Here is a 14,318-nt window from a genome sequence, read left to right as displayed (position 1 = left end):
CAAGATTTGTCATGGCTCTTAGTTCCCAACTTGCCAAAGTACGACGGAAATGGCGGTAACACCTACCAGCAGGCTCAACGGTAATCCGACCCGCACAAAGTCCTGGACACGATATCTGCCGATGCCCATGACCATGAGGTTGGTCTGGTAGCCAATCGGAGAGATAAATCCGGCTGAAGCACCGATCGTAACTAGCACGGCGAGAGGCCGCGGGTCGAGCCCCACCGATTTGGCGAGGTTGAGCGCTATGGGCATCATAAAAGCCACGGCCGCGGCGTTCGTCACCAGCTCAGTGACCAACACGGTGGCTATGTACAATGCAACCAGCAATCCCAACAACCCAGTAGAGTACCCGACCATTTGAACGCCCCGCCCGATAGTCGCAGCGAGGCCGCTGCTTTCTATGGCCTGTGCAATTCCCAAGCCGGCTGCGATGGTCACCAGCAGGCCCGGCCGCACCACGTGACGCAAATGCTCATACTCTAGGCACCGCGTCATCACCATACCACCGGCTGCGATCATGGTGGTCACCACCAGCGGCAGATCCAATGCCAAGTGGCCCGCCACGGCCGCTGCCAGCCACAACAGGGCCACGGGTCCCCTTTCCGGGACGGAGGCATAGGGGCGGTCCCGCCGGACCACGAGGTAGAACTCGCCGCCGTTCTTCCAACGATGGTCAAAACCAGGCGGAGCCTCAATGAGCAAGACGTCCCCCACCTTCAGGGGCACGGTTCCCAGCCCGCCATCGATCCGCTCCCCGCGCCTGCGTATGGCGACCACAACGCCGCCGAATCGCTCCCTGAACCGTACCTCTTTCAAGCTGCGCCCGACAAGAACCGAAGTGTCACTGACCACTGCCTCGTAAAGAGGGAGGACCGCGGGCGGACCCGCTGAACCCGTGCGCCGGGACGTCATGACTCGCTCCAAACCCGGTCGCCTCAGGAGCCGGTCCATCATGGCCGGATCGCCGACAAACGTCAGTACGTCCCCGTCCTGGAGGCGATCTTCTGGTCCTACCGGACCCAACACTTCGCCGTCTCGCTGGATGTGGGCCAGATAGGCCCGCCCCAGCGCCCGGAGACCCGCTTCCCGGACGGTCTTCCCTCCCAGCCCTCCCCCGGGCCGCACGCGAAGTTCAAACTGGAACGCCTCAGTCTCCTCAGCATCATTGGAGGAGCTACGTGCGGGCAGCAACCGGTGTCCAACGAGCAGCAGAAAGGCCACGGCAACGACGGCTACCGGCAAGCCCACGGGAGTCAAGTCAAACAGCCCGAAGGGTGGCAAGCCATGCTGCTCAAGGACCTGCGACGCCACAAGATTGGTGGAAGTCCCAACTAGGGTGATCATTCCCCCGACGATCGTCGCGTAGTTGAGGGGTAATAACATCCGGGAGAGCGCTAAACCGTAACGTTCGGCCAGGTCTTGGAGAATGGGTATCCAAAATGCCACCAACGGCGTGTTGTTGATGAATGAGGCTAGTAGAGCCGTAACGGGCAGGATGCGCCCGAGGACCTGCCCTTCATGCACGCGGTCGCCAGAGAAAGTGAGCCACCGATGAACAATCCGCAGGGCGTCCGTCCGCTGGATGCCCGCCGTGATGATCAACAGAGCGGCGATGGTAAACAGCGCTGGGCTCGCAAACCCCTGCAATGCCTGCTCGGGCGGCAATACGCCGGTGGCCATTAGCACCACGAGGCCGCCCATCATGATGACCTCGGGTCGCGCCCACTCTCGCAGCAGAGCTAAGAATATGAGTGTAACTACACCTAGCGTAATCCATGCTTGCCAGCTGAGGCCCATATCATGCGCCCATCCAATCGCAGTCCTCTAGAATGCGTTGAATACGGTTGGTCCAGTCGATGCTGGGATCTCCCGCTGCCACAAAGGGTGGGTTCACCAGTTCCACCTTGTTGTAGGTTAATGTGTCGCCCTCGGCCGTCCGCACTACGCCGCCCGCCTCTTCCAGGATGCACTGGCCGGCCGCGGTGTCCCACTCCATGGTAGGCCCGTCCCGATAGTAGAGGTCGGCCCTCCCCTCCGCAATGAGGCAAAACTTCAGGGCGCCGTCCATGGATACCGTCTCCGCACCGGCCACCCGCTCGAGGAGCCTCTGCACAACCGGCCCGGCGTGATGGCGGCTGGCGAGAATCCTGATCCGCTTCGGGTCCACCCGGACCGTGGAGAGCCTCACCCATTGCCCGTTGTCACCGAGACGGTAGGCCCCGCCTCCCTTCACGGCCACGAAGGTCTGCCGTAAGGCCGGAGCGTGTACAACGCCAACCACGGGTGCCCCTTGCTCCACGAGGGCAATGTTGACCGTGAATTCATCCGTACGCTTGAGGAAGCCCTTGGTGCCATCCAGGGGGTCGATCAGCCAGTAGCGGGACCAGGCCGTACGCTCAGCATAGGGGATCATGCGGGCCTCTTCCGAGAGCATGGGAAGGTCTGGTGCAGCCTGCTTCAATACCCGCACCAGCACGCGATGGGACGCGAGATCGGCTTCTGTGAGCGGCGAAGAATCATCCTTCAGGCGGACTGTCCCGACACCTGTCCCCATGTAGTACTCCAGGAGCGTCGCTCCGGCTTCCCGGGCTGCGCTGAGCGCTATTTCTGCATACGCGTCTAAGGGAGGCTGAAAACGCTGCCGGGCATCTTGAGGCATGCTCATTCACCCTATCCTGCTGACAGGATAAATGCGATCCGTCGAGATCGCGCAACATGTGCAGATTAGTCCGGACGCTTACCGGTCAAATCGGTGTGCCATTCGCTGCGCCGCCCGAACGCTCCACCGGCAACAGCATCACCGGGACGGTCCAGAGTAGGATCGCTAGGTCGAGCCATAGACTCCACTGCGTGGCGTAGCAAATCAAACCATAGCTGGGGGTCCGCACCGGTATCGTAGCGCCCTAGAACCTGGAACCTGTGCTATTCCCATAGTATCCGGTCTGGTCGGCTCCAGGGAATGGAACATGGAGTAAGCAAGAGGCCAGCTTGCCCACCACCTCGGGTGCGCTTCGGGCACGGTCCTGCCAAGCTCATCGCACCCCGAAAAACGTTGACGAAGGTCCTCGAATCGGGTCGAACGCAACAATTGCCCAATTCGAGTAACAGGCGGATCTTCCTGCCCCGCCCTAGTAGGGCCTGTCAACTTTTTCCCGCTACGTATCGAGCACCACGGTCCGGAACTTGAGGACCGGCCGTCCTGCCCCACCCGCTATCAGCGGGTCCCCCAAAGGCCGAATCGGGAGAACGGCAATACCACGAAACCGTACGGGTCGAGCTTCCGTCAATAGGTGTGTAAATGCGCTCAGGCGGCGACTCCCTTCTCCGCGACCTCGATGCCGTCTTCGTACCGCGCCCCGGCGTAGACCTTGGCCAGCAACTCCGGGGCGCTTAGCCGCCGGAAGCGGGTCTGGGCCACCATGAGCATCTTCCAGATCACCGCCGTGGCCCGCTCCACCTTCTTGAACCGCTTGGCCGCGTCCGTACGCAGCCGCAGCGCGGCGAAGGGGGATTCCACCACGTTTGTGGTCCGCAGGTGGCGCCAGTGCTCCTTGGGGTACCGGTAAAACGTCACCATGCGCTCCCAGTCCCGCCCCAGCGTCTCCGCCGCCTTCCCGTCGCCGTGCCGGTGACACCAGGCCTCGAACGCCTTGCGCTTCCGTTCCGCCTCCGCCCGGGTCGGGGCGTAGGCGATGGCCCGGAGCATGGGCTTGGCCACGGCCTGCTGCCGGCGCGGCAGCTGCTCCAGCACGTTGAGCACCTTGTGGTTCCAGCAGCGCTGCTCCTCCGCTTCCGGCCAGACGTTGCGCAGCGCGCCCCAGATCCCTAGGTGCCCGTCCCCGATCACCAGCCGGCGCGTTCATCCCTCGGTCCCGCAGGTCCCGCAGCACCTCCGACCAGCTCGCCACCGACTCCCGGTAGCCCGGCACAACCGCCACCACCTCCTTCCGGCCGTCCACCAGGCCCGCCACGGCCACGAGCAGCGCCGCCCGCTCCCGCTCCAACCCCGCCTTCACGTACACTCCGTCCACCCACAAGTAGACCACCTGCAGCTCATCCAGCCGCCGCGTCCGCCAGGCCTCCCACTCCGCCTGCCACCGCTCCTTCAGGCGCGCCACCGTCCGGGCAGAAAGCGGTGCCTCTTCACCGAGCAGCCCCCGCAGGGCCAGGTCGAAGTCCCCCTCGGCAAGCCCGTGCAGGTACAGCTCCGGCAACAGCTCCGAGACCTCCTTCGTGCGCCGAACGAACAGAGGCAGGATCCGGCTCTCGAACCGCTCCTCGAGGCCCCGCACCCGGGGACGCCGCAGGGTCAGGGTGCCCATGGGGGTTGTCAGCTTCCGCGGCTTGCCGTACCCGTTCCGGTACCCGGCCGGTGCATCGACGGCGGCACGCCGCTGGTAGCGGACCCGGCCCAAAAGCTCGGTCACCTCGGCCTCCAGTGCCTCCTGGATCAGCGCCTGGATCGCGTTACGCAGCCACTCGTGCAGTCCTTCCCACGTGGGGCTTGACGTCAGGTTCCCCGACGTGGTCCGCTGGTGCATGGCGGTGGCTCTCCTCCTCCGGGCTTCCAAGCCCTCGTTGTTCACCAAGAGGAGGGTACACCGCCTTCGCCATTTACACACCTTTTGAGGGTACCTCGTACGGGTCGGCCTAATGCCGACAAGATCTCGCACGTGCCCGGCACAAGCGTAGTTGTCCCTCTGCTGTCACAGGCTCCAACCGGCGATCCGTCCCGATCCACTACCCGGACGCCGAGGGTAATCATGACCGGCGCAGTCTAAGCGGGCGTGTACGAACGCGTTGGGCGATGCGGAATTATGGTGCACGACATACAGCGCTACGTAGGCCCTCCGTTACTTGAGTTTTTCACTTCTGATGGACGTCAAGCCCCCGCCGGGCGGAATCCCATTTCCTTCGTCCTCCTTGCCGCCGCCGTGGCCACCGACCCCGATCCCATCCCGAGACGGGCCAGGGTGGCCTGCAGCACTCGCTGCCCAACCGTCTCCTTGTCCGCACCCCGCTGGGTCCAGCGGCGGAGGGTCCACAGCTTCCGCTGCACGGTGCGCGGCTTTTGCGCCCGGTACGGCTCCCCCGTCCGCAGGATCCGCCAAGCCACGATCAAGAGCTTGCGCGCCAGCGCCACAAGGGCCTTGCGGGTACCGAGCTGCGCAGCCTTGCGCCGGAAGAACCGGCCCAGCTCCCCCTCGTCATGCCGGGCCACCGACCAGGCCGCCTCGATCAGCGCCCTCCGCAGCAGCCGATCCCCGTGGCGGCTGATGCGCCCTCGCCGGTCCCGTTCCCCCGATTGGTCGACCGAGGGGTCGAGCCCCGCGTACCGCGCCACCTGCTTGGGACCACGAAACCGCCCGGGATCGCCCAACTTGGCCCAGACGGTGGCCGCCGTCAACAGCCCCACGCCCGTGACGGTCAGCAGCAGCCGGACCTCGGGCACTTTCGCAACCTGCCGGGCGATCTCCGCCGTGAGCACCTCCACCTGCGCCTCCAGCACCTGCGCGGCCTCCAGGGTGACCTGCACCGCCAGCCGTTCGCCCGGCGGCAGCGGCACACCCTCCACGCGCTCCAGCAGGACCGCGGGGTCGGCACCCCGGGGGACCCGGATCCCGTGGCGGCCCAACGCAGCCCGCGCCTGGTTCAGCAGAGCCCGGCGCTGGCTGTCCAGCCGTTCCCGCGTCTTCAAAAGCCGGCGCACCTGCCGCATCGGCTGGGGCGGGACCCATACGGTGGGTACGATGCCCAGCGCCGCCATCTTGGCCAGCCGCGCGGCGTCCACGCGGTCTGTGTGCCGCCCTGAACCCAAGCGCTTCAGCTCCGCCGGGTTGGCCAGGAGGATTTTCCCTGCGTGGGGCAAAAGGATATCGTGGATCTCAAAGGCATTTCCGGTGACCTCGAGGACGACGACCGCCTCGCGGTCCAGTTCGGCCACCAAGGCCGTCCACGCCTCAGGCGTGTTGGGGAACCGGAAATGCCTTTCTTGCTGCCCTTCGGGCCGATCGGGCCGGAACTCGCAGGCGTGCACGTAACGCTGATGCACGTCCAGCCCAATGTAGCGCGGCATCGAAATCACCTCCCGCAGGAACCGGGCTCGGAGCGCAGACGGCGGTTTTCTCTACGATCGCGTGCGCGCGCAGTCACTTCTCCGGGTTCTCCGGCCGCTGCCGGTACCCATGCGGGCGATGCGCAGAGGGGGCCGACCAGACAGAGACTCGGGCTCGAGGCCCATGAAAAACCACGGCGCGCCCTCTGCTCTGCGCTCCGCGACCGCCTCCGCCCGCCTTTCGGGAGCGGAGATTAGCCGCCGCCTGCGGCCTTTCCTGGCCGCCCGGCGGGGGCTTGATTCCATCATGCCGACAGAGAAATAGGCACTCAGCCAGGACTAGAGCCGAGTCGGGACGCCGGCGGCCTCGATGCCTTCCGCCACGAAGGGCAAGCTATGAACCGTGAAGACATAGGCGATCCCCAGGGACCTGCCTGCCAGCCGATGAGGCCAGCTGGTTTTGGGCAATGGGCGGTAAACTGCTGGGGACCAGTTTCCTAAGGGCGCCGTGGGGTTCCACTACCGCGAGGACATCGGCTGGCGGAGCGAGGGACCTGTCAACGTTGTGCAAGGTGCGGTACAAGTCCCTAGGCCCAGCAACTCCGCGGCCTACAGCCGCTTGGACCGGTGAACAGTCTGACGTCGAAGCCGATCCGTCGGAGTTTCCGGCCCCGATCCCGCCGATGCACCTGGGCCCGCTGCTCGTGTTGGCACGGTCACCGCGTTACTGTCGAAGCCCCCACTTGCTTCATTACTAAGCCCTCATAGAATTCCAGAGTTCTCCTAGCGAGGTTCTCCCAATCCAGAGCATCTATCGACGGTCTTCCCTCCCGGGGGTAACGCACCGCCCATTCCAAGGCGCTACAAAGGACCGCTGGCGTTAGTTCACCTTTATACGTGTATAACCACGCCGGCCCCACCAACGCTTTCAGTTCACTCAGAGCACCTAACTCTGGCACCAGGACTGGCCGTCCAAACGACAACGCTAGTATGGCACTTCCAGAATTCAGAATCTCTCGATACGGAAGTACGACCAGATCAGCCGCTCTTAGAAAAAACTGTAAATCCTCATCTGGAACGAAATTTAAGTGTAGACGAATTCGCGAGTCGCCACGAGCCGCTTCGACCACTTGCTGTCGCAATTGACATAGGTCTACCTTTCCTGCAACAACAAGCCGCGCTTGTGGTTCCTTCACCTGTCGGAATACCCGAATCAAATGCGGCACATTCTTATAAGGCCGCACTTGACCAACAAAGAGTGCCACCTTATCATGTATAGACAATCCTAGACGACTTCTCGCGTGCCCTTTGGTTACAGTATCCGGATAAACCCCACAGTAATGCCCATGCGGGACAATAATGCCAGGCACCCGCTCCAAGTTACGAAACCGTTGACGAGCCAAATCCATTCCTGTTCTGCTCAAACTAATATATCCATCTATCTGCCTTGTAAACTCATCCCAGAACCTAGCTTCAAGATCTCTGTGAAAACCTTCATGCGCAGAAAGGTTATGAATTGTCCAGACAATTTTGATGCCACGAGCTCGTGCCCATTTCACAAGAACTAGAAGGGCTCTACTCTTGAACCATGCTTTCTTTCGATCCGGATCATTAAAAAATCTTTCCGGCCAGTGAAGATGCCAGATTGAGTAATGCCTATACAGCAATTTCCAAGGCGAAAACTCCTCCACGTTGATACCGTGCCGTAGAAGGTGGGTATACAATAGCCAGTTATATGGATTGTGAGCTTTATTCTTGAAAGCAGGCCAAGCAAGTACGTACACCATCAGTACCCCCAACTCTATTTCCGTATCGCTCCAGGGTGTTGACGATCATAGTTGCAAGGCCCAAGTGTCTACAAACCTCACGGCTCGCAGGGGCGTTTGCTACGAACTCATAACTCAATAAATACTTACATCTGACCAACCAGACCACTCTCGCCTTCTTATAACCTCTCTTCTGGGCTCATAATTTTTAGCCGAAGGCTCTGTCCGTGCTCCTCCCGGTCGGTAGCACGAGCCAGCGGTAAAAGCACTACGGGTAGTGTTCACAGTACTAATAACATATCGAGGCTAAAGCTCCAACTCCTTACATAGCGTAGATCGAACCGAATCTTAGCATCAGGGTCCGTATCGTAGCGACCAAGGACCTGGGCTAGCCCCGTAATCCCAGGCTTGACGGCTTCCCGCACCCTATACACGGGGTTACGGGCGACAAATTCTTTGACCAGCGCTGGCCGTTCCGGCCGGGGGCCGACAAGGCTCATATCGCCTCGCAGGACGTTGACGAGTTGCGGAAGCTCGTCGAGATGGGTCGAACGCAATAATTGTCCGATTCGCGTAATACGGGGATCTTCCTGCTGTGCCCAGACAGGACCCAACTCCCTCTCCGCGTCCGGCACCATGGTCCGAAACTTGATAAGATCGAACAACTTACCGTCACGGCCAACTCGTTGCTGTCGGTACAAGACCGGTCCTCGGTCTTCCACCCAGATCAACAGCGGGACGACTAGGAACGCCGGTATAAAAACGCAAAAAAGGATGATGGCGCCCACAACGTCCATCACCCGTTTGATTGCCCGGAGCTCGACTGGCAGACCCAGGCGCGGCATCTCCACAAGGAGAATGTCGCTGAGCTGCGTCGACCGGGCAGAGGCCACTAGAACTTCGTACACGTCGGGCACCAGGAAAACCTCCACCTCGTTCCGCAGGGCCCAGCCGACGATCCGCTCACGATCCTCTACCCGGACGTCGGGTGTCACCATGACCCGCTGGGTTGCCGGTCGTGCTTGAAGGAAGGCCTTTGGGGACATCCAGCTGTGAACCGCTACGTAAGACGGTAACCGCCGGCGCCAAACCTCGGATTGCGTGGAAATGGGCGTCACCGGCCTCTCCCGCCAGGCGTTCCTAGCCCACCGGCCGAAGGGGACGCGCCACATGGTCACCAGACACGCGGTGATCACTCCGGCTGGCAGCCAAGCTGAACCTGCCGCCAGCGCCGGGCTCCCGGGTTCATAGAAGTGCAGCACCGCCGTCGTCAGAAAAGTGGACCAAAGACCGGCGGTGAACACATCGCGGCCGAGTTCGAAATACGAGCGGTGCAAGTCCCGGTAACCCCTGTAGAGGGCAAGAAAGACGAGGCCGGACATGACCGGGACCACGGTAGCGAGCGGGTACTCCAACCACGGTCCAGGATCGAGAGGTACCGGGGTTCCATGCACCAATCCTCCCACATAGGTCCCAGTAACGTAACCCGTTAGAGCCAAGACTGCATCGCCGACCCCCAGGAGCACGAGCCGCGAGTAGCTGCCAAAAAACGCGCGGAACGTGATCGGTTCGTTCCGGGTAAATGGGGGTAAACCTTGCGGGCCCGCGGTGGCGTCTCGGAAAGGCGTTGCAGGCCCCCTCAATACGGTGCCCTCCCCTCTTCAGGTTCTTCCGGCTGTCGCGCCTGCCTACTCACCGGGAAACCGTATTTGGGCGGCGAGGGGTGTAAGCAGGTCACGGTACAGGCGCAGCAACCGCTGCTGCATGATCCGCCACGAGAAATGCTCGTCGTAAATGAGCCTGTTGCACCGACCCTGAGAGATCGGACCTAGTGGGAACGTACCGGGTCGATTCGCTCATGTCACATGGGCTGACGGTCAGGACTGTGTAGGCCGGCGGCCCGATCGTGACCCTTCTACGCCAAGCCCGCCACCGTACATTCAAAGGGCAAGGTGGCGGATCGCTCCCTGACCCTCCGCCAGAGCTTCAGCAAGTTGTGGGTCAAGCAAAGCAGCTTCCACTCGCTGTCACACGCCGCCAGACCCCGACGGAGGAACCGGTCGGCCCCTCGCACGGTCTTGATCTGCCCGAACACGGGCTCCACGGTCTGGCTGCGCTTGGCGTAGATCGCCTGCCCTCGCCGGGTCCGCAGCTTGCGTTCCATCCGCTCCCGCAGGCTCAGCCCTTTGGGGATCCGGCCCCGCGGAGGGGGTGCATCCTTCCAGGCTTGGCGCTGCTTCCACTCCTTGCGCGTCGCCAGGAAAAGTTCCGGCCCCTCGACCGGCGCCTGCTTCACGTTCGCCTCGCTCCAGTACCCCGCGTCGGCCACCACGGCCCGGATGGGTTTGTCCACACCTGCTGCCTGGAGGTTGGCTTGCGCTTGTTGGAGCATCGGGTGCAGTTGGCCCACGTCGTTGGCGTCCTGCGTCACCGCCGCCGCCACGATGAGCTGGTCTTCGGTCACCACCGCCTGGGCGTTGTACCCTTGCACAAAGCCCTGCCGGGTCTTCATGATCTGGCTGTCCGGGTCCGTGACGTTCGCCTTCGCCGCCGGATCCACCGAGGGATCCGGCGCCTTCGGCTTGCGCCCCCGCCGCTTCTTGCCGGTCGCCTGCTCCTGCGCCTTCCGCTCCTCGATGCGGGCCTGCTGCCGGGCGGCTTCCCGGGCCGCCTCGTCCTCCAGCCGCCGCTTGCATGCCTTCAGCCGCTCCAGCCGGCTCGCACGGTGGCGCAGCTCCTCCGGCAACTCGTCCCCACGACGCCCGGGGCCGTACCGCTCATCTTCTTCCCGGTCCGTGGCCTCCGCCTCCCGGAGCATCTTCTCCACTTCCTGGCGAATCGCATCGTAGGTTCGGTTGGCCGCCAGCGAGGCGTTGGCCTTGACTTTCGTCCCGTCCAGTGCCACCACGCCGACCTTCCCCAGCCCCGCCTCACGGCACAGCCGCAGCACCTGGGTGAACAGCGCGGCCAGCTCCCGTGCATGGCGCTGGCGGAAGCGGGCGATGGTCACGTGATCCGGCTTCTGGTTGGCGGTGATCACCCGGAAGGCCACGTCCTCGAGGCACAACCGCTCGATCCGCCGGCTCGACCGTTCGCCGACGCAGTAGGCGTACAGCAGGAGCGTCACCATCATGGTCGGGTCGTAACTCTCTCCGCCCCAGCCGTCGGCGCGGTACTTCTCGTAAAAGGCCCGCAGGTCCATCTGCTCGACGGCGTCGATCAGAAACCAGGCCAGGTGATCCTCAGGCAGCCAGTCGCGAAGGCTCGGTGGGAGCAGGTACAGTTGGTCGCGGTTCACCGGGCGGAAGTTGTAGGCCATAGGAACACCTCAGGCAATGGCGAATTCCAAGAGCCTGTTGCACCGACCCTGAGAGATCGGGCCTAGTGGGAACGTACCGGGTCGATTCGCTCATGTCACATGGGCTGACGGTCAGGACTGTGTAGGCCGGCGGCCCGATCGTGACCCTTCTACGCCAAGCCCGCCACCGTACATTCAAAGGGCAAGGTGGCGGATCGCTCCCTGACCCTCCGCCAGAGCTTCAGCAAGTTGTGGGTCAAGCAAAGCAGCTTCCACTCGCTGTCACACGCCGCCAGACCCCGACGGAGGAACCGGTCGGCGCCTCGCACGGTCTTGATCTGCCCGAACACGGGCTCCACGGTCTGGCTGCGCTTGGCGTAGATCGCCTGTCCTCGCCGGGTCCGCAGCTTGCGTTCCATCCGCTCCCGCAGGCTCAGCCCTTTGGGGATCCGGCCCCGCGGAGGGGGTGCATCCTTCCAGGCTTGGCGCTGCTTCCACTCCTTGCGCGTCGCCAGGAAAAGTTCCGGCCCCTCGACCGGCGCCTGCTTCACGTTCGCCTCGCTCCAGTACCCTGCGTCGGCCACCACGGCCCGGATGGGTTTGTCCACGCCTGCTGCCTGGAGGTTGGCTTGCGCCTGCTGGAGCATCGGGTGCAGTTGGCCCACGTCGTTGGCGTCCTGCGTCACCGCCGCGGCCACGATGAGCTGGTCTTCGGTCACCACCGCCTGGGCGTTGTACCCTTGCACAAAGCCCTGCCGGGTCTTGAGGATCCGGCTGTCCGGATCCGTCACGTTGGCCTTGGCCGCCGGATCCACCGAGGCATCCGGCGCCTTCGGCTTCCGTCCCCGCCGCTTCTTGCCAGTCGCCTGCTCCTGCGCCTTCCGCTCCTCGATGCGGGCCTGCAGCCGAGCCGCTTCCCGGGCCGCCTCGTCCTCCAGCCGCCGCTTGCATGCCTTCAGCCGCTCCAGCCGGCTCTGGCGGGAGCGCAGTTCCTCCGGCAACTCATCCCCACGGCGCCCGGGGCCGTACCGCTCCTCTTCTTCCCGGTCCGTGGCCTCCGCCTCCCGGAGCATCTTCTCCACTTCCTGGCGAATCACATCATACGTTCGGTTGGCCGCCAGCGAGGCGTTGGCCTTGACTTTCGTCCCGTCCAGTGCCACCACGCCGACCTTCCCCAGCCCCGCTTCGCGGCACAGCCGCAGCACCTGGGTGAACAGCGCGGCCAGCTCCCGCTCGTGGCGCTGGCGGAAGCGGGCGATGGTCACGTGATCCGGCTTCTGGTTGGCGGTGATCACCCGGAAGGCCACGTCCTCGAGGCACAACCGCTCGATCCGCCGGCTCGACCGTTCGCCGACGCAGTAGGCGTACAGCAGCAGCGTCACCATCATGGTCGGGTCGTAACTCTCTCCGCCCCAACCGTCGGCGCGGTACTTCTCGTAAAAGGCCCGCAGGTCCATCTGCTCGACGGCGTCGATCAGAAACCAGGCCAGGTGATCCTCAGGCAGCCAGTCGCGAAGGCTCGGTGGGAGCAGGTACAGTTGGTCGCGGTTCACCGGGCGGAAGTTGTAGGCCATAGGAACACCTCAGGCAATGGCGAATTCCAACCGATGCTTTCACTTAACCTCCCGGGGCTGCAGTCCTGCGGAAATACCTGGGTTCGTGAAACAGGCTCCCAACCGATGCTTTCACTTAACCTCCCGGGGCTGCAGTCCTGCGGAAATACCTGGGTTCGTGAAACAGGCTCAAATGCGGCGCACCCGCACCGCGAAGGCCCGCCTCTCCTCTCCCGTCCACCCAGCGGCCTCCTCCAGGGCGGTCTCCAGGCTGTCCGTGTCACCGTAGGGGACCACGTGCCCCAAGTCCCAGGCTTTGACCCGCCGGTCGATTCCGGTGCCTTCCGCCACCACGATGGGCTTCCCCAGCCGCATGGCCTCAAATAGCTTGTTGGGGCTGGAGTACCGGTAGTTGGGGATGGACGGGTCGTAGGTGGCTACCAGCACGTCTGCCCGGACGTATACCTCCATGCAGCGATGAGGGGAGACGCGCCCATGGAAGCGAACAATGGGCAGGGCCGCAGCCGCCCCCCGGATCAGGTATTCCTCCGCCCCGAACCCGCCCAGGTCCAGTTCCCAGTCCGGGTGCCGGCCCATGACCTCGATGAGCTCCAGCAGTCCCCGGTCGGCCTGGAGCAGGCCGATGTAGGCCACCCGCAGCCCCCGCCGGGACGGCAGCCCGCGGATGACGTCGTCGGGATCCCAGTCCGGGCTGTTGTAGACGATCTCCAGCCGGCGGGGGCGGGCCTTGCCCAGTTGAGGCAGGCGGTTTTCGTCCGCCAGGATCACGGCGTCGGCCCATTGCAGTAGCCATGCGTCCAGCCGCGCCAGCCAGCGGCGCAGGCAGCCGGGCATCCCCCTCACCGCGTCGGCGTACCAGTCGAAGATGTCGTAAACCACCCGCTTGCCCAGGAGGAGCTTCAGGAACAGGGCGGGCAGCAGGGTGTCGAAGTCGCAGGCGTGGATCACAGCATAACGCCGCCGGTGGGAAAGGAGCCAGCCCACCAGCTGCAACTGCCAGCGAAGCAGGGCGAGCAGGTTGCGGAGGCCCGCCCCGTAGCGGCCCCGGGCGCGGAGGCGCACCACCGGCCCGTAGGGGGCCATTTCCAGCGGCGGCAATCGGCCTTCCCGGTCCCGCGCCACCACCGTGACCTTGAACCCCTCGCGGGCCAGGGTGCGGGCAACCCGCTCCACCCGGGGGTCGGGGGCCACGGGATTGGACCTCAGGATCACCACTCCCTTCGTTCGGGGAGCGGCCGCCCGTGTCACGGCCCGGGCGGCGAGGTCCACGGCCCCGCCCAGGAAGAGGTATGCTAGGGTCCACTGCAGCGTCGCCCCGGGCTCCTTGACGAAGCCGCCCGCGGCGAAGAGGGCGCAGACCGCGTAGACCCAGCCGGGTCCACCAGGCAACACAGGTGGGATGCCGGGGTGCAGGCGCCTCGCAGCGGCCACCGTCAGGCGGGCGCCGGGCCTGAAGCCTGGGGAAGCCCTTCCTTCGCTCCGGCCGCTCGCAGAGGGGCGAACTACGTCGGGCACGCCGCGGGCCCGGCGCCGGTCCCGGTGCTGCCCCGGCGGCCCGACGGGGAAACCACTTCTCATGGCCCCGCCGCGCCAGATCCACCGGTCGCCCCCGGCCGCCAGGA

At 64.1% G+C, this 14,318-nt stretch carries 9 protein-coding genes and 1 pseudogene; all 10 read right to left on the bottom strand.

The genetic code is table 11. The features are described 5' to 3' along the window. Positions 1 to 18: 18 nt before the first annotated feature. On the bottom strand, positions 19 to 1,800 hold the full coding sequence (locus Q5761_RS03360) for an SLC13 family permease (protein WP_318751208.1): 1,782 nt from the start codon (positions 1,798 to 1,800) through the stop codon (positions 19 to 21). Position 1,801: 1 nt separating this feature from the next. Further along, complete coding sequence (gene cysQ / locus Q5761_RS03355) at positions 1,802 to 2,668, bottom strand: 3'(2'),5'-bisphosphate nucleotidase CysQ (RefSeq protein WP_318751207.1); 867 nt, start codon at positions 2,666 to 2,668, stop codon at positions 1,802 to 1,804. Between the two features lie 639 nt (positions 2,669 to 3,307). Further along, positions 3,308 to 3,850: a transposase gene (locus Q5761_RS03350; RefSeq protein WP_318751206.1), complete on the bottom strand. Its 543-nt coding sequence runs from the start codon at positions 3,848 to 3,850 to the stop codon at positions 3,308 to 3,310. Positions 3,851 to 3,872: 22 nt separating this feature from the next. Continuing rightward, positions 3,873 to 4,544: pseudogene (locus tag Q5761_RS12365) on the bottom strand (transposase); the annotation flags it as partial. 341 nt (positions 4,545 to 4,885) lie between these two features. Continuing rightward, positions 4,886 to 6,079: an IS110 family transposase gene (locus Q5761_RS03345; RefSeq protein ID WP_318751205.1), complete on the bottom strand. Its 1,194-nt coding sequence runs from the start codon at positions 6,077 to 6,079 to the stop codon at positions 4,886 to 4,888. Positions 6,080 to 6,774: 695 nt separating this feature from the next. After that, positions 6,775 to 7,467: a glycosyltransferase gene (locus Q5761_RS12360; RefSeq protein WP_413084589.1), complete on the bottom strand. Its 693-nt coding sequence runs from the start codon at positions 7,465 to 7,467 to the stop codon at positions 6,775 to 6,777. A 638-nt stretch (positions 7,468 to 8,105) separates the two neighbouring features. Next, a complete protein-coding gene (locus Q5761_RS03340; protein WP_318751204.1) occupies positions 8,106 to 9,467 on the bottom strand; it encodes a sugar transferase in 1,362 nt (453 codons plus the stop codon). A 272-nt stretch (positions 9,468 to 9,739) separates the two neighbouring features. Further along, a complete protein-coding gene (locus Q5761_RS03335; RefSeq protein WP_318751203.1) occupies positions 9,740 to 11,143 on the bottom strand; it encodes an IS1182 family transposase in 1,404 nt (467 codons plus the stop codon). Between the two features lie 149 nt (positions 11,144 to 11,292). Then, a complete protein-coding gene (locus Q5761_RS03330) occupies positions 11,293 to 12,696 on the bottom strand; it encodes a transposase (protein ID WP_318750826.1) in 1,404 nt (467 codons plus the stop codon). 168 nt (positions 12,697 to 12,864) lie between these two features. Further along, positions 12,865 to 14,274, bottom strand: a complete 1,410-nt coding sequence (locus tag Q5761_RS03325) for a glycosyltransferase family 4 protein (protein ID WP_318751592.1) — start codon at positions 14,272 to 14,274, stop codon at positions 12,865 to 12,867. Between the last annotated feature and the right edge of the window lie 44 nt (positions 14,275 to 14,318).

This window comes from Thermaerobacter composti (assembly GCF_033582035.1).
Lineage (GTDB): Bacteria > Bacillota > Sulfobacillia > Thermaerobacterales > Thermaerobacteraceae > Thermaerobacter > Thermaerobacter composti.
The sequence above is the reverse complement of the archived record's forward strand: the minus strand, read 5'-3'. Positions and strand labels throughout refer to the sequence as shown.